The 25,620-nt window shown below is 67.3% G+C and carries 22 protein-coding genes and 1 tRNA gene; 14 read left to right on the top strand and 9 right to left on the bottom strand.

Annotation, left to right across the window (positions count from 1 at the left end; all coding sequences use genetic code 11):
• Window positions 1-12: 12 nt before the first annotated feature.
• The 5 genes from ACFQE9_RS03315 (at window position 13) to ACFQE9_RS03295 (ending at window position 5,985) form a co-directional block, all read left to right on the top strand.
• A complete protein-coding gene (locus ACFQE9_RS03315; RefSeq protein ID WP_379740280.1) occupies window positions 13-402 on the top strand; it encodes a Rid family detoxifying hydrolase in 390 nt (129 codons plus the stop codon).
• Window positions 403-483: 81 nt separating this feature from the next.
• Window positions 484-1,785 (top strand): amidohydrolase, encoded by a 1,302-nt coding sequence (locus ACFQE9_RS03310; RefSeq protein ID WP_379740277.1) that lies wholly within the window; start codon window positions 484-486, stop codon window positions 1,783-1,785.
• A 25-nt stretch (window positions 1,786-1,810) separates the two neighbouring features.
• Window positions 1,811-2,455 (top strand): hypothetical protein, encoded by a 645-nt coding sequence (locus ACFQE9_RS03305; RefSeq protein ID WP_379740274.1) that lies wholly within the window; start codon window positions 1,811-1,813, stop codon window positions 2,453-2,455.
• Between the two features lie 293 nt (window positions 2,456-2,748).
• Window positions 2,749-4,374 carry a BCCT family transporter gene (locus ACFQE9_RS03300; RefSeq protein ID WP_379740271.1) on the top strand — a complete coding sequence of 542 codons (1,626 nt, stop codon included), beginning with the start codon at window positions 2,749-2,751 and terminating at the stop codon, window positions 4,372-4,374.
• A gap of 171 nt (window positions 4,375-4,545) precedes the next feature.
• Window positions 4,546-5,985 carry a class-III pyridoxal-phosphate-dependent aminotransferase gene (locus tag ACFQE9_RS03295; RefSeq protein ID WP_379740268.1) on the top strand — a complete coding sequence of 480 codons (1,440 nt, stop codon included), beginning with the start codon at window positions 4,546-4,548 and terminating at the stop codon, window positions 5,983-5,985.
• Window positions 5,986-6,089: 104 nt separating this feature from the next.
• Here ACFQE9_RS03295 and ACFQE9_RS03290 read toward each other — a convergent pair whose 3' ends face one another.
• From ACFQE9_RS03290 to ACFQE9_RS03280, 3 genes are read right to left on the bottom strand one after another with little or no spacing between them, the layout of a single operon-like run.
• Window positions 6,090-7,031 (bottom strand): alpha/beta hydrolase, encoded by a 942-nt coding sequence (locus ACFQE9_RS03290; RefSeq protein WP_379740265.1) that lies wholly within the window; start codon window positions 7,029-7,031, stop codon window positions 6,090-6,092.
• A gap of 31 nt (window positions 7,032-7,062) precedes the next feature.
• A complete protein-coding gene (ilvA, locus tag ACFQE9_RS03285; RefSeq protein WP_379740262.1) occupies window positions 7,063-8,349 on the bottom strand; it encodes a threonine ammonia-lyase in 1,287 nt (428 codons plus the stop codon).
• On the bottom strand, window positions 8,346-9,644 hold the full coding sequence (locus tag ACFQE9_RS03280) for an amidohydrolase (RefSeq protein WP_379740259.1): 1,299 nt from the start codon (window positions 9,642-9,644) through the stop codon (window positions 8,346-8,348). The genes ilvA and ACFQE9_RS03280 overlap by 4 nt, the downstream gene beginning before the upstream one ends.
• A 97-nt stretch (window positions 9,645-9,741) precedes the next feature.
• Between ACFQE9_RS03280 and ACFQE9_RS03275 the strand changes: the two genes are divergently transcribed.
• On the top strand, window positions 9,742-10,704 hold the full coding sequence (locus ACFQE9_RS03275) for an NAD(P)-dependent oxidoreductase (protein ID WP_379740256.1): 963 nt from the start codon (window positions 9,742-9,744) through the stop codon (window positions 10,702-10,704).
• 37 nt (window positions 10,705-10,741) lie between these two features.
• Here the strand turns inward: ACFQE9_RS03275 and ACFQE9_RS03270 are convergent, their stop codons facing one another.
• A complete protein-coding gene (locus ACFQE9_RS03270) occupies window positions 10,742-13,432 on the bottom strand; it encodes an AAA domain-containing protein (RefSeq protein ID WP_379740253.1) in 2,691 nt (896 codons plus the stop codon).
• 186 nt (window positions 13,433-13,618) lie between these two features.
• Here ACFQE9_RS03270 and ACFQE9_RS03265 point away from each other — a divergent pair, with 186 nt between their 5' ends.
• From ACFQE9_RS03265 to ACFQE9_RS03240, 6 genes are all read left to right on the top strand, one after another.
• Window positions 13,619-14,170, top strand: a complete 552-nt coding sequence (locus ACFQE9_RS03265) for a hypothetical protein (RefSeq protein ID WP_379740250.1) — start codon at window positions 13,619-13,621, stop codon at window positions 14,168-14,170.
• Between the two features lie 294 nt (window positions 14,171-14,464).
• Entirely contained in the window at window positions 14,465-15,580 is a 1,116-nt protein-coding gene (locus ACFQE9_RS03260; RefSeq protein ID WP_379740248.1) for a metal ABC transporter substrate-binding protein, read from the top strand.
• Complete coding sequence (locus tag ACFQE9_RS03255; protein WP_379740245.1) at window positions 15,577-16,386, top strand: metal ABC transporter ATP-binding protein; 810 nt, start codon at window positions 15,577-15,579, stop codon at window positions 16,384-16,386. Before ACFQE9_RS03260 ends, ACFQE9_RS03255 begins: the two co-directional genes overlap by 4 nt.
• Entirely contained in the window at window positions 16,383-17,399 is a 1,017-nt protein-coding gene (locus ACFQE9_RS03250; RefSeq protein ID WP_379740242.1) for a metal ABC transporter permease, read from the top strand. The genes ACFQE9_RS03255 and ACFQE9_RS03250 overlap by 4 nt, the downstream gene beginning before the upstream one ends.
• Window positions 17,400-17,459: 60 nt before the next feature.
• The gene (trxA, locus tag ACFQE9_RS03245; RefSeq protein WP_379740239.1) at window positions 17,460-17,873 is read left to right on the top strand and encodes a thioredoxin; all 414 of its coding nucleotides are present in this window, start codon (window positions 17,460-17,462) and stop codon (window positions 17,871-17,873) included.
• Window positions 17,874-17,963: 90 nt separating this feature from the next.
• Window positions 17,964-18,347, top strand: a complete 384-nt coding sequence (locus ACFQE9_RS03240) for a hypothetical protein (RefSeq protein WP_379740236.1) — start codon at window positions 17,964-17,966, stop codon at window positions 18,345-18,347.
• Here the strand turns inward: ACFQE9_RS03240 and ACFQE9_RS03235 are convergent.
• Window positions 18,344-19,660, bottom strand: coding sequence for a phosphoribosylamine--glycine ligase (locus ACFQE9_RS03235; protein ID WP_379740233.1), 1,317 nt, complete (start codon window positions 19,658-19,660; stop codon window positions 18,344-18,346). The two genes, ACFQE9_RS03240 and ACFQE9_RS03235, sit on opposite strands and share 4 nt — an antisense overlap.
• 232 nt (window positions 19,661-19,892) lie before the next feature.
• Between ACFQE9_RS03235 and katG the strand changes: the two genes are divergently transcribed.
• Window positions 19,893-22,052 (top strand): catalase/peroxidase HPI, encoded by a 2,160-nt coding sequence (gene katG, locus ACFQE9_RS03230; RefSeq protein WP_379740230.1) that lies wholly within the window; start codon window positions 19,893-19,895, stop codon window positions 22,050-22,052.
• A 79-nt stretch (window positions 22,053-22,131) separates the two neighbouring features.
• Here katG and ACFQE9_RS03225 read toward each other — a convergent pair whose 3' ends face one another.
• Both ACFQE9_RS03225 and ACFQE9_RS03220 read right to left on the bottom strand, forming a co-directional pair.
• On the bottom strand, window positions 22,132-22,641 hold the full coding sequence (locus tag ACFQE9_RS03225; RefSeq protein WP_379740227.1) for a transcriptional regulator: 510 nt from the start codon (window positions 22,639-22,641) through the stop codon (window positions 22,132-22,134).
• Window positions 22,642-22,818: 177 nt separating this feature from the next.
• A tRNA-Leu gene (locus ACFQE9_RS03220) sits at window positions 22,819-22,903 on the bottom strand.
• A 190-nt stretch (window positions 22,904-23,093) separates the two neighbouring features.
• Between ACFQE9_RS03220 and ACFQE9_RS03215 the strand changes: the two genes are divergently transcribed.
• The gene (locus tag ACFQE9_RS03215) at window positions 23,094-23,654 is read left to right on the top strand and encodes a DUF420 domain-containing protein (RefSeq protein WP_379740224.1); all 561 of its coding nucleotides are present in this window, start codon (window positions 23,094-23,096) and stop codon (window positions 23,652-23,654) included.
• Here the strand turns inward: ACFQE9_RS03215 and ACFQE9_RS03210 are convergent.
• Together ACFQE9_RS03210 and ACFQE9_RS03205 are read right to left on the bottom strand one after the other, a co-directional pair.
• The gene (locus ACFQE9_RS03210; protein ID WP_379740221.1) at window positions 23,642-24,601 is read right to left on the bottom strand and encodes a sensor histidine kinase; all 960 of its coding nucleotides are present in this window, start codon (window positions 24,599-24,601) and stop codon (window positions 23,642-23,644) included. The genes ACFQE9_RS03215 and ACFQE9_RS03210 overlap by 13 nt on opposite strands.
• A 205-nt stretch (window positions 24,602-24,806) precedes the next feature.
• Window positions 24,807-25,541: a halocyanin domain-containing protein gene (locus ACFQE9_RS03205; RefSeq protein ID WP_379740218.1), complete on the bottom strand. Its 735-nt coding sequence runs from the start codon at window positions 25,539-25,541 to the stop codon at window positions 24,807-24,809.
• Window positions 25,542-25,620: the final 79 nt, after the last annotated feature.

Below are 25,620 nucleotides of genomic sequence, written 5' to 3'. Positions count from 1 at the left end.
ACCTCGATACCCATGTCCGACACCGAACGCGTCACCACGGAGGAAGCACCGCGCACCGACAACCCGTACTCACAGGGCGTCCGAGCCGGGGAGACGCTGTACGTCTCCGGATACGGCCCGGTCGACCCGGACACGGACGGCGTCGTCGACGGGGACGTCGGCGACCGCACGGATCGCGTCCTCGAGAACGTCGCGTCCGTCGTCTCCGAGGCCGGCGGCGACGGCCTCGCGGACGTCGTGAAGGTGACCGTCTACCTGACCGACCTCGACGACTACGAGGCGGTCAACGAGGCCTACGGCGCCCGATTCGACGGCGACCCGCCGACGCGCGTCTGCGTCGAGGTCTCCAGGCTGCCCGGCGACGTCGACGTCGAGATGGACGCGATCGCGTATCTCGGTTAGGTCGGTTCTTTCACCCGCGTCCGCCGCTCGACCGACGACGCGCACGGTTAAGTGCCTCCGTGGTCTATCGGCTTCGAAGTGATGTCCCACGACGTACGCAACCGCCTCCCGGCGATCCGTCGGGCGTTCCACCGCCACCCCGAGCCCGGCTGGCGCGAGTTCCGAACGACCGCCCGGATCGTAGAGGAGGTCGAGCGGATCGGCGTCGACGGGCTCGCGATCGGCCGGGACGTGCTCTCGAGCGAGGACCGGATGGCGGTCCCCGATCAGTCCGAACTGGACGCATGGCTCGAGGGCGCACGCGAGGCGGGAGTCCGCCCGGACGTGCTCGAGCGAACCGCCGACGGTCACACCGGCGCGGTCGCCGTCCTCGAACGGGGGGAGGGACCGACCGTGGGACTCCGCGTGGACATGGACGCGATCTCGATGACCGAATCCGAGGAGGTCGGCCACCGACCGGCCGACGAGGGGTTCCGATCGGAACACGAGGGCTACATGCACGCCTGCGGCCACGACGCGCATCTCGCGATCGCGCTCGGCATCCTGGAGGCGGTCAAACACGGCTCCTTCGCCGGGACGTTCAAACTGTTCTTCCAGCCGGCCGAGGAGATATCCGGCGGCGGAAAGCCGCTCGTCGAGGGCGGGTACGTCGACGACGTCGACTACCTGCTGTCGTTGCACGTCGGACTCCACAACCCGACCGGAACGATCGTCTCCGGGGTGGTGAAACCGCTCGCGATGGCCCACCTGACCGCGACCTTCGAGGGGGCCAGCGCCCACGCGGGAAAGACGCCGAGTGCAGGGGCGAACGCGATGCAGGCCGCCGCCACCGCCATCCAGAACGCGTACGCGATCCCGCGCCACGCCGACGGGATGACCCGGATCAATCTCGGACGCATCGAGGGGGGCACCGCGAGCAACATCATCGCCGAGGAGATCACGATAGACGGCGAGGTACGCGGCGAGACGACCGCCCTCATGGAGTACGCGCGCACCGAACTCGAGCGGGTGTTCTATGCGGCCGCCGAGATGCACGACTGTGACGTGACCCAGCGGATGATGAGCGAGTCGCCGCGGATCGACAGCGACCCCGAGCTGCGTGACCTGATCGGATCGGTCGCCTCGACCGTCCCGTGGGTCGACACCGTAATCTCCGAACAGGAGTTCGGCGCGAGCGAGGACGTCACCTTCCTCATGGAGCGCGTCCAGGAGAACGGGGGACTCGCCTCGTATCTGATCGTGGGAGCGGATCACCCGACGAACCACCACACGCCGACGTTCGACGTCGACGAACGGTGCCTCGAGATCGGCGTCGACGTCGTCTCATCCGCGATCGAGGAGATATCGCGACGTCGGCCGTCGCGGGACGACCCCAAGCGTTAATTCGCGGTGTTCCCGTTATCCGTGTATGAGCGAGGACGTTCCGAAGGCTCTCGAGTCCGCTGCGGATTCCGATCGGGCCCGTGGCATCTTGACCCCGTCCGACCGCGATTTCCTCCTCGGCCGCAAGACCGACTACACCGAGCACTCGAAAAAACAGAAGCGAAACCGGATCCGGCGCCGCGTGCGCAACGCGATGATCGACTTCTCGATCCTCTTCGAGTGTCTCGAGTCCCGCGATCGCGAGACGATCTTCGATCCCGACGACGAGGATCGCGAGGCGTACACCCAGGGGATCGTCGACATGCTGGCGTTCCTCCATCTCGGTTCGAAGGGGTATCACGTCCCGTTCGAACGGATGCTCGCCGAGGGCGTCGGCAAGGCCGAACAGCGGATGGCCGACTCGGAGTATCGCATGGTGAACGTGGATTTCAGCGTCGAGCCGGTCGGCCGGATCGACGTCGACGAGGTCATCGCCAAGATCGAAAACGACGAGTTCGAAAAGCTGACCGACGAGGAGCTGCGGGCGTTCGTTCGCCTGTTGTCGATGTCCGAGGAGTTCTCGCCCGAGGAGACCCGCGAATCGATCAAAGAACACGTCGGCGAGCTCGTCCGGGAGGTCAACGAGAGCGAGGCGGCCCGGGAGCGAGCCGTCGACGAGTTGACACAGTGACACGGACGGGCCGACACCTCGTTCCGTCGTGTGTGCGTAACTCGCGACCGTTCCGCGAGTAGATCCTCCTCCTCACCTCCCGATTTTCGGTTTCCCGATCTCCGTCCGTCCAGCCGCGCAATTGTATATACACAATTCGTAGATGGTGGCTACGGATATGGGGAAACGTTTATGTGATAAACTACCAATCACTCGGGTATGCTACCACTCGACACGATGCATGGGGTGGCTGGAACCGACGCGTCGCACCGTGTTTCGACAGGATCGGGCGCCGTGTCCGGAGGTGAAGGGACGTGAGCGACGCCGGCGACGGGACGAGCGCTGTAGAGCGGTTTCGCGAGGAGCTCGATCCGATCGTCTTCCTGTTCGGCGCGGGTTTGACGCTCGGATTGATCCTGTTGTACTTCATCGATCCCGGGTTAGTCCAGCGTGGGATCACGCTCGGCGAGACGGTGATGTACACCTACCTCAACTGGGCGCTTTTGGTCATCGTCTTCCTCGTGGTGGTCTTTCTCGTCTACCTCATTCTCGGGCCGTGGGGCAGACTCCGATTCGGTGACGAGCCGCCCGAGTACAGCTACTTCTCGTTCTTCGCGATGTTGTACTCGGCGGGATTCGCCGCCGGCGTCGTCTTCTGGGGGCCGACCGAGGCGCTGTTCTACTACGCCGATCCCTCGCCGCTTTTCGACGTGGAGGCGGGATCGGCGGAGGCGATGACGATCGCCGTCCAACAGACGCTTTTCCACTGGGCGATCCCGCAACTCGCCGTCTTCACGATCATGGGCATCGGAATCGGGTACTTCGCGTACAACTACGAGGACGTCCCGCTTCGGGTCTCCTCGGCGTTGACGCCGCTCATCGGCCGAAAGAACCTCGACGGACCCATCGCGAAGGTCGTCGACGTCATGGCCGTCTTCGCGACGATCGGCGGCGTTGCGACCTCCCTCGGGTTCATCGGCAGCCAGTTCGTCGAGGGGCTTCGCTACCAGTGGGGCATCGACCTGGGCACGACCGGGATCATCCTCGTCGTGACCGCGATGACGCTCGCGTTCACCGTCTCGATGGTCCTCGGGGTCGATCGCGGGATCCGTCGGCTGTCGAACTTCAACATGATCCTCTTCGTGATCTTGATGATCGCGACGCTCATCGTCGGTCCGACGGCGTTCCTCGTGTTGATGGGAACACAGGCGATCGGCGGGATGTTCAACGACTTCGTCGCGATGAGTCTGTTCACGGGCGCCGGCGTCGACGGCGGCACGTCCTGGATGAACAGCTGGACGGTGTTCTACTGGGCGTGGGCGCTCTCGTGGTCCCCGTTCGCCGGGCTGTTCATCGCCCGCATCTCGCGCGGACGGACCGTTCGTGAGGTGGCGTTCACCGGGATCGCGGCGACCTCCGCGGCCTCCATCCCGTGGTTCATCTTCGTCGGCGGGACCGCGGTGTGGAGCCACCACAACGGCGTCGCCGACTTCGGCGCCGTCATCGCCGGCGACGCGGGCGCGGAGGTCTCCGGGTTCATCCTCTTCGAGACGTTCCCGTTGAGCACGGTCTTCATCCTCGCGTTCATGGTGCTCGTGACCACCTTCTTCATCACGTCGGCCGACTCCTCGACGCTGGCCGTCTCGATGATGACGACCGGCGGCAAGGCGCGTCCCTCGAACATCAACCGGATCTTCTGGGGCGTCGTGCTCGGGATGACGGCCGCCATCCTCATGACGCTCGGCGGCGTGAGCGCCCTGCAGTCGGCGGCGATAATCACGGGAACGCCCTTCGCGTTCGTCTGCCTGCTTGCGATGATCGGGCTCATCCGCGAGTTCGTCTCCGACGGCAGCCGAGTGCTGCTCCAGGAGGACTCCTGGCTGTTCGGCTCGGGTCCCGACGACGATCCGTCGGCCGCCGAGTTGAGCGACGACGATTGAGGTGTCGTTCGGGGGTCGCCCGCCGCTTTTGGGTCGCCACTTCCCGTCTTCCGGTTCCGGTCTTCACTCTCCGTCCCCGTGTTCCGCCGTAGTCGCCACGGAGCGCCCGTAGCGGCCATCTACCGGCGATCGATACCAACATTTAATGTACGTCATACACACTATTTGTGTATGGATAGGCACACGGCCGAACCCGACGTGGACGCCTTCCCGGGACCGAACGCCGAGCGGTGGGTCTCGTTCCACGGGGAGCACGCGGCGCCGAGCGAGTACTCCCACGAGTTCGTCTGGGATCTGAACGGGGGGGCCGACGGCCCGTTCGTCACCGACGTCGACGGAAACGTCCTCCTCGACTTCACCTGTCACATCGGCGCGGCCCCGCTCGGGTACGACAACGGGAAGGTACTCGGCAAGCTCCGGGAGTTCGATCTGGCGGAGCCGATGAAGATCGCCGGCCAGGACATGTACTTCGGGTCGGGACCCGACCCCGCCGAGGCCGACTTTCCCTCCTCGAGCCACCTGATGGACCGCCTCACCGACGTCTCGAGCCACTACGGGATGGACACGGTCTTCCTCTCGAACTCGGGCGCGGAGGCCGTCGAGAACGCGATGAAGATCACCCATAACGCGGCGCCCGCGGCGAAGTACGGCTACGCGTTCGAGGGGAGCTTCCACGGGCGGACGCTCGGCACGCTCTCCGTCACCCGATCGAAGGACGTCTACACCCGCCACTACCCCGAGATCGCCGGGATCCGGACGGTTCCCTTCTGTGGCGATCGCGGCTGTTCGCCCGCGAGCTGTGAGTGCGGGTTCTTCACCGGCGGGGGATCCGGGACCGGTGGCGGTTCCGTGGCCGGTGGCGGCTCCGGGAACGGCGAGACCGGCGGGGGCTCTGGGGGCGGCGGTTCCAGACTTCGCGACGCGCTCGCGCCCGAGGGCGGACACGTCGATCCCGCCGAGATCGCCTTCATGATCCTCGAGCCGGTCCAGGGCGTCGGCGGCTACCGGTTCCCGAGCGAGGCGTTCATGGCCGAGGTCGGGGCGGTCTGCGAGGAGTACGACGTTCCGCTCGTCGTCGACGAGATCCAGTCGGGGATCGGTCGAACCGGCGAGATGTGGGCCTCCGACCACTACCCGATCGAGCCGGACGTGATCGCGAGCGCGAAGGCGCTTCGGGTCGGCGCGACGATCTCGCGCTCGGAGCTCTTCCCCTCGGAGAAGAACCGCCTCGGGTCGACCTTCGGCGGCGGCGACGTGCTCGCCTCCATGATGGGCGTGTTCACCCTGGAGGCCATCGAGGAACACGACCTGCTCGCGAACGCCACGAGGCGCGGTCGACAGGCGAAGGAGCTGCTCGGCGACGGGGCGCCCGACCACGTCGTGGACGTGCGCGGCAAGGGGCTCATGCTCGCCGTCGAGTTCGACACGCCGGAGCGCCGGGACGCCGTGGTCCGGGAGGCACTCGAGCGGGGATTGCTCACGCTCGGGTGCGGCAAGAAGACGATCCGGCTTCTTCCCCCGCTCGACTCGACCGAACGCGAGATCGAACTCGGGACCTCGATCTTCCTCGAGGCGATCGAGGCCGCGGGCCCGACCGCGACGACGGCGTGAGTCGGACCGGGAACGTCACGGGTCAGGGCCGGTACCGCCCGCCAGTCTCTCCCAGCGATCCGAACGGCGCGCCTTCCTCACAGGTCTCGTACGGCACGCCTCCGTCACAGGTCCCGAACGGTCGCGCCGATCGCCTCGATCTCCTCGCGTGCGGCGTCCAGTTCGGGCTCGGCCAGGAACGGGACGAACCCGTGGATCATGTCCTCGTAGCGTCTGTGTTCGACGTCGACCCCCGCTTTCGCGAGCCGATCGGCGTAGGCGGCACCCTCGTCGCGAAGCGGGTCGAACTCCGCGGTGGTGACCGTCGCCGGCGGAAGTCCAGAGAGGTCGGGCGCCCGAAGGGGGGAGGCGTAGGGGTTCGCGCCGTCGAGCGGCGTCTCGAGGTGGTGGTCCCAGAACCAGCGCATGCTCTCTCTGGTGAGCAGGTATCCCTCCGCGTTCTCCTCGTAGGAGTCCGTCCCGAAGTCGTGGTCCACGACGGGATAGATCAACACCTGGTGGGCGATGTCTGGACCGTCCCGATCGCGGGCCAAAAGCGCGACCGCGGCCGTCAGGTTTCCGCCGGCGCTGTCGCCGCCGACCACGACCCGGTCCGGGTCGCCGGCGAGCGACTCGAGGTTGTTGGCGGCCCACTCCGTGGCCGCGTAGGCATCCTCGAGCGGGGCGGGAAACGGGTGTTCGGGGGCGAGCCGGTAGTCCACGGAGACGACGGTGCACGCGCCCGCGTTCGCCAGCGCCCGGCAGGTGTGGTCGTGGGCGTCGACGGTCTCGAGCACCCAGCCGCCGCCGTGGAGGAAGACGAACACCGGCCGCGGCTCCGACGCGTCCGCCGGGTCGTAGACCCGGATCGGGATCGGCCCGTTCGGTCCCGGGATCTCGAGATCTCGAACCCGGGAGACGGGATCGAGTTTCGCCTCGGGAACCGAGAGGAACTCCCGAAAGATCCCGCGCGCACACGCCACCGTGAGATCGGCGTAGCCCGGATTTCCCTGTTCCTCGACCCGATCGAGAAGCGATCGAACGTCCGGATGGAGTTGCCGTGTCACGCGGTAGGGTTCACCACGATCCGGTATAGAACTACCCCTCGTTGTATCCTCCAGCGTTCACCGACGTGTCCGTCGCCACCTCGATCCCCTCGAGTCCGGAGAGGGTCTCGAGAACCTCCCGCAGGTGCTCCGGGCCGCTGCCCTCGATCCCGACGGTCACGGGAACGCGGTTCGGCTCGTCGAGCGCGCTCCGGTCGGCGCGCTTGAGGGCGTCGAGTTCGCCGCCGTGGTCCTCGATCGCCTCCGTGACGTCGGCGATGGCGGTCGGCCAGCCGTCAACGAGGAGGCGCGCCTCGACGTACCGACCGAGTTCGATCAGGCCGGCCCGGGTCAGCTCCGCGTGCTCGGTGAGGTTCACGTTCCCGCCGGAGACGACCGCCGCGACGTGTTCGCCTTCGACGTCGAGGTCGTCGCCGAGCAGGGCGGCGACCGGCGCCGCGCCTGCGGCTTCGGAGACGATCTTCGCGCGCTCGGCGAGCAGGGTCACGGCGACCGCCAACTCGCGATCGGAGACCGCGATCACCTCGTCGACGCGCTCGCGGAGGACGGCCCAGGTCCGCTCGAGGAGCCGGGTGTCCGCGATCCCCTCGGCGACGGTGTCGACGTCGGACAGCTCGACGATCTCGTCTCGTTCGAGCGCGGGCTTCGCGTGGAGCGCTCCCTCCGGCTGGACGCCCACGACCCGGACGTCCCGGTCGACGGCCGCCTCCATCGCCGTGGCGATCCCCGAGATCAGTCCGCCGCCGCCGATGGACACGAGGACGGTGTCGACCTCGGGACGCTGTTCGGCGATCTCGAGGCCGACCGTCCCCTGTCCGGCCATGATCGCCTCGTCGTCGAACGGATGGACGAGCGTGCGCCCGGTCTCCTCGGCGCGTTCGAGCGCGTGCTCGTAGGACCGCTCGTAGATGTCCCCCTCGACGATCACGCGCGCGCCGTATCCCCGGGTCGCCTCGATCTTCGAGGCGGGCGTCACCTCCGGGACGACGATCTCGACGTCGATCCCGAGCAGGTCGCCGGCGAGTGCAACTCCCTGGGCGTGGTTGCCCGCGCTCGCGGCGATGACGCCGGCCTCGCGTTCCTCGGCGACGAGTTGAGCCATCGCGTTGTACGCCCCGCGGATCTTGAACGAGCCGGTCCGCTGGAGGGTCTCGAGTTTGAGCCCGACCGAGGCCGCCCCGCTGCGCTCGGCGAGCGTGGTCGACCCGTCGAGCGGCGTCCGGTGGACGACGTCCTCGATCCGATCGCGAGCCCCCTCGACGTCCGCGGCGGTGAGAACGTCGGCCGCCGTGAGGTCCTCGTTTGTGTGTTTGGTCACCGGGGCTTCCTCCGTTCCTCGAACGCCTCTTCGACCCCGAGAATCGAGTCGACGAGCACGTCGACGCCGATCTCGAGGCTCCGCTCGTCGACGTCGAACGTCGGCGTGTGGTGGCCGGTCGGATGGTCCGTTCCGACGATCAGATACGAGGCGAGCCCGCCGTTCTCCTGGACGCGCTCCATGAGGAAGGTGGCGTCCTCGCTCGCGCCGAAGTCGGCGGTCGGGACCACCTCCCGCACCCCGTCGACGCCCGCGGCCACGTTCGCGACGTGGTCGACGAGTTCCGGGTCGCTGTCGGCCCGCGGGCACTCGCTGACGACGTCGAACTCGAGCGAGCAGCCGTGCATCGAGGCGGCGCTCCGGAACGTCCGACGCAGCCGGTCCTTCATGTACTCCATCAGCTCCGTCGTCTCGCCACGCACCTCCGCTTCCATATACGCCTTCTCCGCGATCACGTTGCTCGCCGTCCCCGACTCCGCCTTGCCCACGTTGACCCGCGTCATGCCGTCCGCGTGCCGCGGGATCGCGTAGGCGTTCTGGATCGCCGTTCCGAGCGCCTGCATCGCGTTGTCCCCCTCGTTCGGCGTCTGTCCCGCGTGCGTGGAGGTGCCCTCCATCGTCGCCTCCACGTGACACATCGCGAGCGGCCGCTCGATGCCGGCGACGACACGGCCGGTCGGGTGATCGAGGCCGACGTGGACGGCGAAGAGGTACTCGAGGTCCTCCACGAATCGGCTCCGCGCCATCGGACGGCCGCCACCGCCGGCCTCCTCGGCCGGCTGGAAGAGGACGACGAACCGCCCCGAGAAGTCGCTTTCCGCGACGGCCTCGAGCGCCGCGAGTCCCCAGGTCATGTGGGCGTCGTGGCCGCAGGCGTGCATCGTCTCGCCGGTCGCGGAGCGGAACCCCTCGGCCGCCGGCCGGTGGTCGGGTTCGGTCGACTCCTCGATGAACAGCCCGTCGACGTCGACTCGCAGGCCGATCGACGGTCCCTCGCCGCGGTCGAGGACGGCGACACAGCCCGTGTTTCCGCCCGCGGTCGACTCGAGGACCTCCTCGTCGAGCCCCCGTTCGTGGGCACGATCACGCCACGTCTCCAGTTTCGACTCGGATGGAACCGCCATCCGGTCATCGGGATCGTACGCCTCGCGGCCGATGGCCAGCTCGTGGACGCCGATCGAGCGGATCTCCTCGACGAGCCGTCCCGTCGTGTGAAACTCCCGCCAGGCCGGCTCCGGGTGGCGGTGAAGCTCGCGTCGAAGCTCGACGAGCCGATCGGTGATCCGGGTGGTCATGGTCCGTCGTACCACACGGACGGACTTAATTATACACAATTCCCGTTGATGACGAATACATAAAAGGATAAGTTCGCGCCCGCGGAACCTCGCCACCATGAGCGGGAAACCCGACATCGTCGTTCTCCGCGAGGGAACGGAGGGGCTGTCGATGGAATCGTACGCCGACGCGATCCGCGAACGGCTGCCGGACCGGTCGGTGGCCCTCGCGCGGACGCCCGGACAGGAGCGCGAGTTGATCGCCGACGCGCGGGTTGTGACGGGCATCACGATCGACGAGGAGCTGCTCGATCGCGGCGAGCGGCTCGAGCTGTTCGCGTGCACCTTCGCCGGGACGGACCACGTCCCGATGGCGGCGCTCGGCGAACGCGGGGTCGCCGTCACGAACGCGGGGGGCATCCACGCGCCGGGGATCGCGGAACAGGCGATCGGCAACATGCTCGTCTTCGCGCGCCGGCTCCACGAGGGCTGGCGTCGCAAGTCGAACGGCGAGTGGCGCCACTTCCAGTCGACGGAGTTCACCGACAGCACCGTCACCATCGTCGGGCTCGGCTCGATCGGGCAGGCGGTCTCGAAGCGGCTGGCGGGCTTCGAGGTCGAGACGATCGGCGTGCGCTACACGCCCGAGAAGGGCGGACCGACCGACGAGGTCGTCGGCTTCGAGGAGGAGCCGGTCCACGACGCGCTCTCGCGGAGCGACTACGTCGTGATCGCCTGTCCGCTCACGGACCTCACGCGCGGGCTGATCGGCGAGGCGGAGCTCGCCACGCTTCCGCCGAACGCGGTCGTGGTGAACGCCGCCCGCGGCGGCATCGTCGACACCGACGCGCTCGTCGCCGCGCTCCAGTCGAACACGATCCGCGGCGCCGCCCTCGACGTCACCGATCCGGAGCCGCTCCCGCCCGAACACGTGCTGTGGGACCTCGAGAACTGCCTCATCACGCCCCACACCGGCGGCCACACGCCCAAACACTGGGATCGGCTCGCGGACATCCTCGCGGCCAACGTCGAGGCGCTCGAGTCCGGCGAGCCGCTCGAAAACCGCGTTCGAACGCCGTAGGGGACGCTTCGTGCCGGAGGGAAGTCGCTCGGCTTCGCTACCGGTCCGCCCACGCCAGCATTCGCTCGTAGAACGGCTCCGAGGAGAGCGCCTCCTCGTCGCCGACGAGGACGAGCCCGCGCTTCGCTCGCGTGAGCGCGACGTTGACGCGCCGGTGGTCCTCGAAGATCGGACCGTCGAGGTCGCCGCTCGCGACGAACGAGACCACGATCACCTCCTCGCTCGAGCCCTGGAACCGGTCGACGGTATCGACGGTCACGTCGGTCCGGCGGCCGATCTCCGCGACCTGCGCGCGAAACGGCGCGATCACGCCGATGTCGTCGGGATCGACGCCCGCCTCGAGGTACGCGTCGACGATCTCCGCGACCCGTTCGGCCTCCCGGACGTTCCGGTTGCCGTCGCGTCGCCCGTCCGGATCCACGAACGCCACGTCCTCGCGAAGCGCCGGGGGGAGTTCGTCCGGATCCGCGAGGAGATCCCGAACCGACCGCGTTGCGACCTCGGGGGTCGCCGGGCGAAGCGCCCCGTCGTAGAACTCCGCGGATGCGAACGCCTGGATGCGCTGGCTCATCCGGTACTGCCGGTCGAGCATCACGCTCGCGTCCGGATACTCCTCGACCAGCCGCTCGAAGAGCGACCGTTGGAGGTCGTTTTCGGCCCGCACGACCGGCGGAAGCTGTTCGTGGTCGCCGACGAGTACGAACCGGTCGGCGAGCGAGATCGCGGCGAGCGTGCTCGGCTCCGTGAGCTGTGAGGCCTCGTCGACGAGCGCGACGTCGAACTCCTGTTCGCGCATCACCCGGGAGCCGCAGGCCGCGGTCGTGGCCGCCACGACCGACGCGGATCCCAGTTCCCCCGCGCGGTCGTTCGGGTCGCCGCGCCGGATCAACCTGAGGTCCCGCATGTCGCCGCGGACGCCCGTCTCGGTGCCGACCCGGACGATCGCGTCCTCGCCGGCGCTCCCGACGAGGCCCTGCTCGCGAAGCGCCTCGAGCGCGTTGTCCACCGCCCGATTCGTGAACGCGGCGAGCAGCACCCGGTTTCCGTCCGCGACGAGCGCGCGGATCGTCCGCGCGATGGTGTGGGTCTTTCCGGTCCCCGGAGGTCCGTGGATCAACGCGAGGTCCTCGGCGGTGGTCGCCAGGTTCACGGCCTCGTTTTGTGCGTCGTTGTTGGGGACGTACTCGCGTTCGGGACCCGAGAACGCCGGCTCGCGGCGGCCGAACAGCACGTCCTTGCGGCGCTCGTCGCCCTTCAGAATGGCGTCGTGGACGGCAACGAGCATGCGGTCGACGGAGATCTCCGAGGGATAGACGTCGAGGCGTCGGCACTCGACCGGCTCGTCGGTCTCCACGACGACGCGGTCCCCCAGTTCGCGGATCCGGCCGAGTTCCGCGTCGCCGCCGACCGGATCGCCGTCCGAGACGAGCGCCACGTCGCCCTCCCGGAGCTTCGAGACCGCGTCATCCGGCTTTCGCGCCGCGAGGCGCCACCTGCCCCCGTCGAGTTCGGTCCGCGAGGCCGGCTCGAGATCGACGAGCGCCCTGTCGTCCGCGGCCCGCTCCGCGGCCGTCTGCTCCCAGAGCTTCCGATACTCGGCGTGGGTCTCGCGGCGCTCCTCCTCGATCGCCCGGTAGAGGCGGTCGACGTACTCGCGCTCCTCGGCGGGCAGTGCGGTTCCGATCGATCCGGCCTTCGACTCCTGGTCCAGCCGCCCCGAGACGACCATGCAGGTGTCCTGCTCGAAGCAGTACTCACAGGTTGCATCGGCCTCGTACCCGGTCGGGATGCCGGGCTGGTCGCCGGTCCCGTTCAGCGCGTGCCACTCCATCGCGGCGAGCTCGTTTCGGGTCCGGACGACGAACGCGAGCAGCCCCTCGCCGATCGAGAACTCCTTGGCCGGCGAGAGATCGCCGGTCGCCTCCGAGCGATCGAGCGCCGTGTTCTTCGTGTACAGCAGGGTTCCCGTGTCGGGACGATCGCCGCGGTCGGCGAGCATGAGCCCGTAGCAGGCCGCCTGGATCTTGTCGTGGAACCGCGGCTCCCGGCTCGTGTTCTTGCCGGTCTTCAACTCGACGGGCATCCCGCGCCGGAGGGCGTCGGCGCGCCCCTTGAGCCCGTAGGTCGGCGAGATGAGCGTCCGCTCGGAGCGCCACGCGTCCTCGCCCGAGAGGGTGCCCTGTGCGAGCCAGCCGTCGATCGCGGCGGCGTTGCGTCGGACCTCGTCTTCGACCTCGGACGCCTCGTACCCCAGGATTCCCAGCTCGAGTCCGGCCCCCTCGACCCGATCCGCGATCGACTCCTCGAGATCGACTCCGCGGAGGAGGTCCCCGAAGACCTCGTGGACGATCGTCCCCTTCACGACGGGGTAATTGAGGGGGACGCCCGACAGCTTGTTCAGGTAGTACATCCGTGGACACTGCACCCACGACCGGATCCCCGTGACGTCGACGAGGAAGTCCGGCTCCAGGACGACGGAGGAGTCGCCGGTCGTCGAGTAGGTCGTCTCGCCGCGGTATTCGTCCTCCTCGGCGTCGGTGACGAGCAGCTCCATGCCCGATTCGGCGTGCTCGGCCGTATGCGTCCACTTGCCCCACAGCGTGACCGAGACGGGATCGCCGGCCCCGCGGTCCGGGCGGACCTCGATCGTACAGCAGTCGCGCTCGCCGTACTTCGTCGAGACGGAGCGGACGTCCCCGACCTCGACTATCGGTCCCCGAAGGTTCACGGCCGCGTGTGGGCGGCGGCGGCGAAAAACGCTGTCGGTCGTCGGGAGTGTATGCGGGCGACTACTTCTTGCGGGCACCCGAAATCCGCGAGGGCGGCGGATCGCCGTCGTTGATCCGATCGCCGTCGAAGCGCCTCCCTGACCGCCACCGACACGCCTTTGCGTTCCGGCGGGGAACCGATGGACATGCGCGTTCGAGACTGGCAGGACATCCTCCAGGAGGTGACCGAGGAGTCGAACGACCCGGACGGCTGGCGGGCCGTCGCCGGCAGCCGCCGGGAGGGGCTCGGCGAGGACCTCTTCGTCGGCCACCCGAACGTGGGGGTCTACCAGCTCAAGACGTACGCGAAGAGTCCCCACGATCTCCGCGGCGTCGGTACCCGGGTCGCGAGGCGCGTCGACGACGGCCTGGAGCCGCTTTTTCCCCGCGAGGACGACCCGGGCCGGTTCGCGGTCCGGACGCCGCCGGAGGACGAGGACCACGCCGAGGACATGGCGACCCGCCTCGAGGAGACGCTGAAGGTGCACGCGGAGGCGCCGACCGACCCCGACCACCTCTTCGAGGACGTGATGGAGGCGGTCGACTCCCCGGCGTTCGGTCCCATGGACTACGAGTTCGACGGGCGACCGGACGAGCTCGAGGACCTGACGGACGAGTTCGAGGAGGCCGAGCGGCTCCTCTCGTCGGAGCTCGACGACCTCATCGAGGAGGACGAGGTCGGCCGCGGCTTCCAGTGATCGTCGGCCGTACACCGCCGCCGTCGCGGCCCCCGTCGCCGTAATCCTTTCTCGAAACCGCGGTCCACACCCGATTTTCGACGACTTCCGCAGATCGGCCTCTGGAGGGAATCGAGCCCGGTGAGAGCCACGTTCGTCTCCGAAACTGAGCGGGACCGCTCGTCCTCGAATTGGAAACGGGAACGTTCGTCTCCGAAGTCGGAGCGTTTCGGAGAGCGTGTGAATTAGACTACTCTAAATATTTTCTTAGAGTAGAAGAATTCATATACTGTCAAGGCCTATCTCGATGCGATCATGAACGACGTCGAACCGTCACGACGGCCGCACCTCTCCCGGAGGCGGGCGCTTCGCTCCGGGTCCGCGCTCGTCGCCGCCGGCCTCGCCGGCTGTATCTCCGGCGCGAGCGACCCCGGAAGCGACGACGATCCGAACGGGGAAGACGACCGGAACGACGGCGACGGTGGCGACGGCGCCGGATCCACGGACGGTCCCGTCGCAGTCGCCTCCTTCTTCAGCTTCTACGATTTCGCCAAAACCATCGCACGGGGGACGCCGATCGAGGTTCGAAACCTCGTGCCGACCGGACTACACGGACACGGCTGGGAGCCCAACGCGCAGATCACCCGGGAGATCATTGAGGCCGACGCGTTCGTCCACGTCGGGGAGGACTTCCAGCCGTGGGCCGACCGCGCGATCGAGACGATCGAGGCGGACGGCGTCGACACCCGGCTCATAAACGTCCGCGAGGGGATCGACCTCGTCGGCCTCGCCGCCAGCCTCGATCGGGACGAGGAGGGCGTCGGGGAGGAACGCGGCAGGGATCCCCACTTCTGGTTGGATCCCCACCGTGCGAAGCGATCGGTGGACAACATCCTCGAGGGGTTCCTCGAGATCGCGCCGGACCACGAGGACGTGCTCCGGGAGAACGCGGAGACGTACAAGACGGACGTCCTGGACCGGATCGACGCGGACTACCGGCGGATATTCGAGGCCGCCGACCGCGACGTCGTCCAGCTCGCGGCCCACAACGCCTTCCAGTACCTCGGCGTCAGATACGGCGTCGAGATGCGTCCGCTCGTGGAGAACCTCGCGGCGAGCGGCGACATCAAGCCCTCGGACATCACCGAGGCGAAGGCCGTCATCGACGAGAACGACATCCGCTACGTCGCCGCGGCCGTTTTCGAGACGCGACGACCGGCCAGACAGCTGCTCGAGGAGACGTCCGTCGAGGCGTACTTCCCGGTGACGCCGTACGCCGGCGTCCGCGAGGATTGGGTCGAGGAGGGTTGGGGGTACGAGGAGATCGCCTACAACATCAACATGCCCACCTTCGAGGTCGTGCTCGGGAACCGGACGCCCGAGGAGGCCGGTCCGGACGGGTGGGCCGAGACGTGGAGGAACTTCGAATGAGCGTCCCGCCGTCCGCATCCACCTCGAACGCGTCCGCCGACCGCTCGGGGACTCCCGCCGACAACTCATCGGCGCCCGTCGTCGAACTCGAAGACGTCACGTTCGGATACGCCTCTACTCCGGTGGTTCGGAACGTGTCCCTCCGGATCGACGCGGGGGAGTACGTCGCCGTCGTCGGCCCGAACGGCTCGGGCAAGTCGACGCTGATGCGGCTCGTGCTGGGGCTCCTCCGGCCGGACCAGGGGACGGCCCGGACGTTCGGCGAACTCGCCCACGACTTCGACGACGGCTCCCGGATCGGCTACGTTGCACAGCGATCCGGCGCGGAACGCGAGATGCCGATCACGGTCCGTGAGGTGGTCAAGATGGGACGGTTCCCCCACGTCCGCTTCGGGCTGCTCTCCGCCGAGGATTGGCGGATCGTCGATCGGGCGCTCGAGACCGTCGGGATGGGCTCGTTCGCCGACCGCCGCATCACGCAGTTGTCCGGCGGCCAGCGCCAACGCGCGTTCATCGCTCGCGCGCTGGCCGGCGAGGCGGATCTGCTCGTGCTCGACGAGCCGACCGTCGGCGTCGACGCCGAGTCCGTCGAGGCGTTCTACGCCCTGCTGGAGTCGCTCAACGACTCCGGGATCACCGTGCTGCTCGTCGAGCACGATCTCGGCGCCGTCACGGACCACGCCGAACGCGTCGTCTGTCTCGACGGCGGGATCCGCTTCGACGGGGACAGCGAGGCGTTCCTCGAGAGCGAGGCGCTCGTCGAGGCCTTCGGACTCACGACCCGCCCCGGGAGCGACCGGCGATGATCGAGACGCTCACGCTCGCGCTCCAGATCTCCCCGATCGAGGCGGTTCTCGCCCCGTTTTATCTGATCCTCGATCTGTGGTACTGGCTGATGGTACAGCTCTATCGAGCCACCGGCCTGGAGCTGCTCGATCCGAGCTTCCGGTTCATGTACCGCGCGCTCCTCATGGGACTTTGTATCGGCGTGATGGCGCCGCTCATCGGGACGTTCCTGGTTCACCGCCAGCTCGCGCTGATCGGCGACGCGCTCGCGCACACGGCCTTCGCCGGCGTCGCGGTCGGGCTGTTCCTCAACGCCGTCATCGATCTCGGCGTGTCGCCGTACCTGACGGCCGTGATCGTCGCCGTGATCGCGGCGCTCACCATCGAACTCATCTCGGAGGCGACGGACGCCTACAACGACGTCTCGATGGCGATCGTGCTCTCGACCGGATTCGCGCTGGGGTCCACGCTCATCAGCCTCAACGCCGGCGGGCTCGCGGTGGGGATCGACCAGTACCTCTTCGGCAACCTCTCTACGGTCTCGCCGTCGAACGCGGTCGTCCTGCTCGTCCTCTTTACCGTGATCGTCTCGACGGTCGGGGTGACGCGCAACCAGCTGCTCTACGTCACGTTCGACGAGACCGCCGCCGCGGTCGCCGGGATCCCGGTCCGGTGGTACAACCGGATCACGGTGATGTTGACCGCGATGGTCGTCGTGGGCGCGATGCAGATCATGGGCGTGATCCTGGTCGCGGCGATGCTCGTCGTCCCGGTCGCGGGGGCGACGCAGGTCTCGCGAAGCTTTACGGAGTCGATCGTCGTCTCGATCCTCCTCGCGGAGCTGGCGGTGGTCCTCGGGATCGGCGTCGCGTACTACGGCGGCGTGACCGGCGGCCCCGCGATCGTACTCGTGGCCGTCGCGATCTACGTCGTGGCCGTCGCGGTCGGTCGCGTACAGACCGCCGTGGGGGACCCCGAATCCGCGGAGACCGAGCGCATCGATCCGGAGGACGGTACACCCCGCGTCGAGTGATCGACAGTATTGTGACGACCATACAAATACATAAGTCGATGGAGCCCGTACGTCGGATCGATGAGCGAGGAGATAGAGGAGATCCGACGGCGAAAGCTGGAGGAGCTTCGAACCCGGGAGGAAACGGGCGACGGCTCGGCGTCACCGACGCCGTCCGAACCGGTTCCGATCGACGGGGAGGCCGAGCTGGACGACGTCGTCGGCGAGCACGGCGTCGTTCTGGTCGACTTCTACGCCGACTGGTGTGGGCCGTGTCGGATGCTCGAGCCGATCGTCGAATCCCTCGCGGCGGAGACGGACGCGGCCGTCGCGAAGGTCGACGTCGACGCGAACCAGCAGCTCGCCACCGCCTACGGGGTCCGGGGCGTTCCCACGCTCGTCCTGTTCTCGAACGGCGAGCAGGTCGAGGAGGTCGTCGGCCTCGAGGGGGAAGCGGAGCTTCGAGCGCTCGTCGAATCCCACACGGCACGATGACCGGGGGACACGTTTCCATGGGCACCATCTCGGGGGTCACGTCCCCGCCATCGGTCGCTCCGGACGAACGTTCACGGAGGCCGTAGCCCGATGGGATCGACGGAGCCACGGAACGGCGAGAAACAGGCAGATGGGGACGGCGGGAAACAGGCGGATCGAGTTCTCCTCTCGTTCCGGTCGCCAGAGGCCGATCAGGACGGAAACGACGGCTGGTGGGTCGCGGACGACGAATGGCTCGCCGAGGGCATACGGGAACCCATTTTCCGCCGTTACCTCCGACGGGCCCACGCCGGAGCGATCGCCGTCGGTGACGAGTGGGAGGAGTTCGTGAGCTGCGGGTGTGCCAGTCCGGAGGACGTGGTTCTCCGCGTGGAGTCGGTCGAATCCGGGACCGAGATGGGCCCGGAGACGACGATCGACGTGGTCCCGCGGGCGACCGTCGTCGAGGACGACGTCGGAACGGAAGCCGCCTAGGACTGCGGCCCCAGATAGCCCCACGCCTGCAGCCTGTCGCCGTCGCCGTCGATCCACCGCTCGCCGATGTCGTCGCGGTAGTACATGTTGGGCATCACGATGTCGTCGATCCGGTCGTATGCTTGTTCACGTGCGGCCTGCATCGTGTCGCCCTTCCCGGTCACGACGATGGGCATTCCGTTGTCGCCCGCCGCGCGCCACTGACCATCAACCTTCTTCGCATCTTCGAGATGGATCCCGTCGCGACTGTCCGTCTCGAACACCACAGCTGCATTCCGAGAGTTCTCATCGTACGTCTTCTCGTCGTCGAACGGGAACGGCGGCAGGACGATCCGCACGCCGATCTGGTACCCGTTGTGCACCTCTACTTCTGGGTCATTACCATGTGCGAGGTCGTAGAAGAACTTGCCAGTCGATGACTCGATGGACTCTTCCTGCAGCGCAATCGTCGGGTACCCGAACCGGGGTGTGAACTCCAGCGGGTAAATGCCGTTCTCGTTCACGATGCAGTTGATGTCGATGCTCCCAACGTATCCTTCGCTGGCGAGCCAGTCCTCCAGTTTGCCGAAGGTCTCTTTGAATAATTTGTTCTGGCTTGCCCAGAACATCGACGTCCCCATTTCGCCGGTCTGGGGCCCGATGTTCCCTGGGAATAATTTCTTATGCTCAAAATTAAAATTGACCTGGTCAATGAACTCGTTGCCGTTGAAGAACCCGCAGATAGCGACTTCGACGCCCTCAACTTTCCGCTGCAGTTGGAATCCCTTCATTCGGTGCCCCCATGCCTTCTTGTAGGCTTTCAGCACCTCAACGACGTCACTACCGTCATCCTCATTCCCAACGTACAGTAGCCGCTTGACGTTCTGAACCTCTCCGAGCGGCTTGATGACGTACGGTGCAGGGTTCTCTTGGACGTGCTGTATCCCCGCGTCGAAACTATCGAAGATGTGGTGTTCGACGGTATTCACACCGTGTTCTTCGAGAATCTCCATCGCATACCCTCGATCCTCTTCGAGATGATCGGTGTTTGGCGTCCCGCCGACGACGGCTTTCCCGTCTTCGCGGAGTTCCTCAGCGAGCGCGCCAGTCCCGATGTCGGAGCCGACCCAGATGTCGTCGAAGATGATGACGTCCGCCCACTCCACTTCTGCGCGCCAGTCGTCCGTCTTGGGAACGAATCCATCGCCGATCTCCCGGTCGCTTTCGGCCTCGATGTGGTACTTGACGTCGTGGCCCTCGCGGTGGACCTGCCAGGCGAGGTCCGTGATGAGCGCCGCGTCCGCGGAGACGAACAGGAAGCGTTCGGATGCCATGGGTGGCTATCGCCCAGCAGCGACTTGAACTCTGTCCTCCGATCGACGAGTCCGTCCCCCCGATCGATCGACAGGTCTGCCCCCGAACGAACCGCGTGGGCGTACCCGGCGTACGAACCCCGGTTCGGGTCGAAATATCGCCACGATCGACCCGACGGTGTTCGCGGATCGACGCCCGACGATTCGGGGGAAGACAACCTTAAGAGGCTAACCACGCAACCAGTAGTCGTATATGACCTGGTCCAATGAGGACTGGTGGCCGAACCTATTGCGACTGGACGTTCTCGACGACAACGCTCGGGACGTCAGTCCGTACGACGAGGACTTCGACTACGCGGAGGAGTTCCAAACGCTCGACCTCGAGGCGGTGAAGGCGGACATCGAGGACGTGATGACGGACTCACAGGAGTGGTGGCCGGCCGACTACGGCCACTACGGGCCGCTTTTCATCCGAATGGCGTGGCACAGCGCCGGGACGTACCGAACGAGCGACGGACGCGCCGGCGCGTCCGGGGCCCTTCAACGTCTCCCGCCGGAGAGCAGTTGGCCGGACAACATCAACCTCGACAAGGCACGCCGGCTGCTCCAGCCGGTCAAACAGAAGTACGGCCGCAAGCTCTCGTGGGGCGACCTGATCGTCCTGGCCGGAAACGTCGCTCTCGAGTCGATGGGATTCGAGACGTACGGCTTCGCCGGGGGTCGCGTGGACGAGTTCAAGTCCAACGAGGCCGTCGAGTGGGGCCCGGAAACGGAGTGGGAAACGACCTCCCCCGAACGGTACGAGGACGGCGAGGTTGGCAACCTCAAGGACCCCCTCGCAAACACCGTCATGGGGCTCATCTACGTGAACCCCGAGGGACCGGACGGCGAGCCCGACGTCGAAGGCTCCGCGAAGAACATCCGCGAGGAGTTCGAACGGATGGCGATGAACGACGAGGAGACGGTCGCGCTCATCGCCGGCGGCCACACCTTCGGGAAGGTCCACGGGGCGGACAACCCCGAGGAGCACCAGGGCCCCGAACCCGAGGCGGCGCCCATAGAGGAGCAGGGCCTCGGCTGGAAGCACGACTTCGACGACATCGGCGGAATGATCACGAGCGGCATCGAGGGGCCGTGGACCGACGCGCCGACCCGGTGGGACATGGGCTACATCGACAACCTGCTCGAACACGACTGGACCTCCGTCAAAGGTCCCGGCGGCGCCTGGCAGTGGCATCCGGTCGAGGCGGACGAGATCGAACACGCCCCGGGCGCACAGGACTCCTCGAAGACGGAACAGCCGATGATGCTGACGACCGACGTCGCCTTGAAACACGATCCCGACTACCGGGAGATCCTGGAGCGCTTCCAGGAGAACCCCGACGAGTTCCAGGCGGCGTTCGCGAAGGCGTGGTACAAGCTCATCCACCGCGACATGGGCCCGCCGGATCGGTTCCTCGGCCCGGAGGTCCCCGAGGAGGCGATGCTCTGGCAGGACCCGATCCCGGACGCCGACTACGATTCGATCGGCGACGAGGAGGTCGAGGAGCTCAAGGCGTCGATCCTCGAGTCGGACCTCCCGGTCTCACGGCTCGCGAAGACGGCGTGGGCTGCGGCATCGACGTACCGCGACAGCGACAAACGCGGCGGCGCGAACGGCGCCCGGATCCGACTGGAGCCCCAGCGGAGCTGGGAGGTCAACGAACCCGAGGAGCTGGAGACGACCCTGGCAACCTACGAGGAGATCCAAGAGGAGTTCAACGGCTCACGCTCCGACGACGTGCGCGTCTCGCTGGCCGACCTGATCGTGTTGGGCGGCAACGCGGCCGTCGAGCAGGCCGCCGCCGAGGCCGGCTACGACGTGGACGTGCCGTTCGAACCCGGCCGGACGGACGCCACTCAAGAACAGACCGACGTCGAGTCCTTCGAGGTACTCGAGCCGAAGGTCGACGCCGTCCGGAACTACCTCGGTGAGGGTGACTTCGACGACCTGTACGACTCGCTCGAGGAGCGAATGGTGGACAAAGCGGATCTCCTGAACCTGACGGTCCCCGAGATGACGGTTCTGGTCGGCGGCATGCGTGCGCTGGGTGCCACCTACGGTGACTCCGACCGCGGCGTTCTCACCGATCGGCCGGGGGCGTTGACCAACGACTTCTTCGTGAACCTGCTCGACATGGACTACGAGTGGGAGCCGGTCGACGAGGACGGAGAGGTCTTCGAGATCCGCGACCGCGAGACCGGCGACGTCGAGTGGGAGGCCACCCGATTCGACCTCATCTTCGGCTCGAACTCCCGGCTGCGGGCCGTCGCCGACGTCTACGGCGCCGCCGACGGCGAGGAGCAGCTCGTCGAGGACTTCGTCGAGGCGTGGAGCAAGGTCATGACGCTCGACCGCTTCGAACTGAAGTAGGGCCGCCTCGATCACCGCGATCGTCGACGGCCGCGGTCGAATCGTCCGAACCCGGGTCGACGTTCCTTCGTCGCGATCCTCACTCGTCGACGAGCGTCGCGTCCAGCCGCTTCTCGAGCGCCCGGATCACGGACCCGCCGACGTTCGCGCGTGCCGCTCGTCCCTGTTCGACCGCCAGCACGTCGTCCTCCTCGAGGCCCAGCTCCTCGGAGAGCTCCTCGACGGTCAGTCCCGCCTCCTGTCTGGCCGCCTCCGCGCGGGCCCCGTATCCGGAGACGAGGTACGGGAGCTGGTCGTCCTCGTAATCGGTGCCGTGTTCCTCCCAGTGGCTGGCGTCCCCCTTGCCGGCGTCGTACAGCTCCGCCTGCTTTCGTGCGAGTTCCTGCTTCCGGCTCGGCGAGTCGCTCGAACGGTCCTGATCGTCGCTTTTCCCCGCGTTCGTGTCGTCGTGAGGGCTGCAGTTCGAACAGACGAGGAGCTTCGCGCCCGCGACGTTCGCCCGCCGGAGGTCGCTCGTCTCGCGTCCACAGAGCTCGCAGGAGTCGCCGTCGTCGCCGCCGCCGCGCGACCCCGTCGAGTATTTGGCCATATCCCGGGTATCGCCCGCAGGGGTTTAAAACAAACGAGCGATGCGCTCCGGCGAGCTTCGACGATCGACACCGTGGCGAATGCGGTCGCTCGTCGACGTTGCCTTCGGAAGAATTGTGCGTGGGTGCTGTCGTAGAGACAACACCGTGCATCGACGTGGCGGGTGTGCCGCCTGCGATGCGTGGGACCGGATTTGAACCGGCGGACCTCTACAGGACAGCGCCCTCAACGCTGCGCCGTTGGCCTGGCTTGGCTACCCACGCTCGCGTCGTTTTCTCGCATTCCTCCCTATCCGGTCCCCGATTAAAAGCCCTTCCATTCGATCGGATCGTGTGCGGACGTGCCGAACCGGGATCGGAACTGACCTCGGAATCGGCATCGGAGCGGGTGCGACCGACGTTCGAGCGGATCCCCGACCGACAACCCCTTTCCGCGCGTCCCCGTACCGCCGGTATGGCGCTCCGTCCTCGCGATCACGTCCCGCTCACGACGGCCGTCCTGTCCGTCCTCGCGCTCGCGCTCGTCTTCGGCGCGGTGACGCGGTCGATACCGACGACCTACGTGCCGGATCCCGGCCCGGCGGTGCTCGCCTCCATTCCGCACCTCAACGCCGCCCTCTCGCTCGCGGCGGTCGCGACCATCTCGCTCGGCTGGCGGGCGATCCGACGCGGCGACGTCGACCGTCATCGAACGTTCATGGCGGCGTCGACCGTCCTGTTTGCGGCGTTTCTCGCCGGGTATCTGTGGCGGCTGACCCTCGTCGGAACCGCGTCGTTCCCCGGCCCCGAACGGTATTACCTCTACGTCTACCTGCCCGTCCTCGCCGTTCACATCCTGCTCGCGATCGTCTGTATCCCGCTCGTGTTCTACGCGCTCGTTTCGGCGCTCACGCGTCCGATCGCCGCGATCCCCGAGACGAACCATCGGCGGATCGGCCGGCTCGCGGCCCCGCTTTGGATCGTCTCGTTCGCGATGGGCGTCGCCGTCTACGCCATGTTGTATCACGCCTTTTGAGTTCGAGGCGGACGGGGGCACGAACGGGGACGGGAACGGCCCCGTTCGGGGGCCGGCGGCAGCGTCAGTCTGACCACGGATCCCCGCGGCTCGTTGTCGACTATCCGGAAGGTCCCGCCCATGTGAACGACGAGCGTTCTCGCGATCCACAGTCCGAGCCCCTGTGAGTGGAAGAGGGGCGCCTCGAAGCCCTTCTCGAGGACCTGACGCTCGATCTCGGGGATCCCGGGTCCGTCGTCGGCGACGTCGATCACCACCTTCCCGCTGCCGGCCGATCGCACCTCGACTCGGACGGTCGGACGATCGGCGTCGTTGTGCTCGAGGGCGTTCTCGAGGAGTTCGTCGAGCGCATCCCCGATTCGGGGGTCCGTCTCGACCTCGAGCCGGTCGGGGAGGTCCGCCTCGACGGTGGCGTTCGGATTCGCCTCGCGAAGCGCCGCGAGCCGATCGTCGATCAGGGAGACGAGGTCGACGTGCCGTCGCGGCGGCGAGTCCTCGAAGACGACGTCGCGAAGCCGTTTGGACTTCTCGCTCAACTCGACGAGTCGCTCGTTTTGGGCGGCGATCGTCTCGGCGTACTCCTCGGGCTCCCCGGAGAGTTCTCCGGAGAGGAGTTCCGCGTTCCCCTGGATCACGTTACACGAGTTTCGGAGGTTGTGCCGGAGGATCCGATGGAGGATGTTGATCTGCTGGAGCGCCGTGTTGAGCCGCTCGTTCGTCGCCTGCAGGTCCCGCTGGCCCGACAAGACCAGTCCGTAGACGACGATGGAGGAGAGGCCGACGAAGATCCACCCCTTTACCGTCTGGACCCGAGCCGCCTGCATCGACGTCTCGGCGAAGGCGGCCACCAGTCGGTCGGTGACGACGATCCAGACGACGCCGAAGAGCCCGTAGGCCGCCGCCACGTTGAACGGCGCGCCCGCGAAGAATCGCCGAAGGGATCTCATGTCGGACCTTGGAATGATAACATGTCACACTCAAGGTAGCTCTTTCGTTGGCCGATCGACGACGTCGGCTCCCCACACGAGAACGGTCGAATCCTCGATCCACGCGACTCCATGGCCTACATCCCGGCGATCCTGAAGCGGGCCATGGCCTTGGAGCCGCTCCGGATCCTGGAAGCGATCCGAACTCCGGAGTCGCTTCGGATCCTCACTCCTCGGGATCGATGTTCCCGAACGCGAGGGCGAACAGCACGGCCGAAAAGCCGAGGGTCAAGCCGATCCCGACGAGGTCGTTCCCGGAGAGCGTCACGCCGCCGGAGGCGGGAGCGGAGGCGTTCCCGCCGTCGCCGCCTCCCGACCCGTTCGCCGAACCGGAACCGCCACCCGAGTCGCCGTTTGAGTCGCCGCCGCCGGAACCTCCCTCCCCACCGCCGCCTTCGGGCTCGACGAGGTCGTCGTCGGTGCTTCCGACGGCGACGACGCCCTTCATTCCCACCGTCTCGTGGGGTTCACAGCTGTACGGGAAGGTTCCCTCCTCCTCGAAGACGTGTTCGAAGGTGTAGCCCGCCTCCTCGGTCAGCTCGGAGCCGAAGGCGTCCCCGTCGGCGTGGACGACGTTGTGCTGGCCGCCCTGTCCGCTCCACTCCCAGACGACCGTCGTGCCCGGATCCACGAGGATCGCGGGCGGATCGAACAGCAGGCCGTTTCCGGCCCCGACCGTCACCGTCACCTCGTCCTCGCCGGTGTGGTCGACCGTCCCCTCGTAGTTGCTCACGTCCTCGAGCCAGCCGTCGTAGGCTGCCGCGACCGTGCCGGAGCCGGCCGCGATCCCCGCCGTGGCGGCCGCCGCGCCCGCCCCCACGCGGAAGAACTCGCGCCGACCGAGGGTCGCCCCGCCGTCGGCGCCCGATGCGTCCCGTGAAACCGCGTTCGTTTCGGACATGTTCGAACGTCGGAGCCCCACGGGGGTATATCCCCGCGCCCGTTCCCGCCGAGTGGGACACACCACACGAACATGTGCG

The sequence above is a fragment of the Halopenitus salinus genome, assembly GCF_042662125.1.
GTDB lineage: Archaea > Halobacteriota > Halobacteria > Halobacteriales > Haloferacaceae > Halopenitus > Halopenitus salinus.
Note: the sequence above shows the minus strand (reverse complement) of the source record. Positions and strands in the feature narration are given on the sequence as shown.

Excerpts from the sequence above, each read along its gene's own strand:
- ACFQE9_RS03315 (WP_379740280.1), top strand. The coding sequence starts at position 13 with ATGTCCGACACCGAACGCGTCACCACGGAGGAAGCACCGCGCACCGAC.
- ACFQE9_RS03310 (WP_379740277.1), top strand. The coding sequence starts at position 484 with ATGTCCCACGACGTACGCAACCGCCTCCCGGCGATCCGTCGGGCGTTC.
- ACFQE9_RS03305 (WP_379740274.1), top strand. The coding sequence starts at position 1,811 with ATGAGCGAGGACGTTCCGAAGGCTCTCGAGTCCGCTGCGGATTCCGAT.
- ACFQE9_RS03295 (WP_379740268.1), top strand. The coding sequence starts at position 4,546 with ATGGATAGGCACACGGCCGAACCCGACGTGGACGCCTTCCCGGGACCG.
- ACFQE9_RS03280 (WP_379740259.1), bottom strand. The coding sequence starts at position 9,644 with ATGACCACCCGGATCACCGATCGGCTCGTCGAGCTTCGACGCGAGCTT.
- ACFQE9_RS03275 (WP_379740256.1), top strand. The coding sequence starts at position 9,742 with ATGAGCGGGAAACCCGACATCGTCGTTCTCCGCGAGGGAACGGAGGGG.
- ACFQE9_RS03265 (WP_379740250.1), top strand. The coding sequence starts at position 13,619 with ATGCGCGTTCGAGACTGGCAGGACATCCTCCAGGAGGTGACCGAGGAG.
- ACFQE9_RS03260 (WP_379740248.1), top strand. The coding sequence starts at position 14,465 with ATGAACGACGTCGAACCGTCACGACGGCCGCACCTCTCCCGGAGGCGG.
- ACFQE9_RS03255 (WP_379740245.1), top strand. The coding sequence starts at position 15,577 with ATGAGCGTCCCGCCGTCCGCATCCACCTCGAACGCGTCCGCCGACCGC.
- ACFQE9_RS03250 (WP_379740242.1), top strand. The coding sequence starts at position 16,383 with ATGATCGAGACGCTCACGCTCGCGCTCCAGATCTCCCCGATCGAGGCG.
- trxA (WP_379740239.1), top strand. The coding sequence starts at position 17,460 with ATGAGCGAGGAGATAGAGGAGATCCGACGGCGAAAGCTGGAGGAGCTT.
- ACFQE9_RS03240 (WP_379740236.1), top strand. The coding sequence starts at position 17,964 with ATGGGATCGACGGAGCCACGGAACGGCGAGAAACAGGCAGATGGGGAC.
- ACFQE9_RS03235 (WP_379740233.1), bottom strand. The coding sequence starts at position 19,660 with ATGGCATCCGAACGCTTCCTGTTCGTCTCCGCGGACGCGGCGCTCATC.
- katG (WP_379740230.1), top strand. The coding sequence starts at position 19,893 with ATGACCTGGTCCAATGAGGACTGGTGGCCGAACCTATTGCGACTGGAC.
- ACFQE9_RS03225 (WP_379740227.1), bottom strand. The coding sequence starts at position 22,641 with ATGGCCAAATACTCGACGGGGTCGCGCGGCGGCGGCGACGACGGCGAC.
- ACFQE9_RS03215 (WP_379740224.1), top strand. The coding sequence starts at position 23,094 with ATGGCGCTCCGTCCTCGCGATCACGTCCCGCTCACGACGGCCGTCCTG.
- ACFQE9_RS03210 (WP_379740221.1), bottom strand. The coding sequence starts at position 24,601 with ATGAGATCCCTTCGGCGATTCTTCGCGGGCGCGCCGTTCAACGTGGCG.
- ACFQE9_RS03205 (WP_379740218.1), bottom strand. The coding sequence starts at position 25,541 with ATGTCCGAAACGAACGCGGTTTCACGGGACGCATCGGGCGCCGACGGC.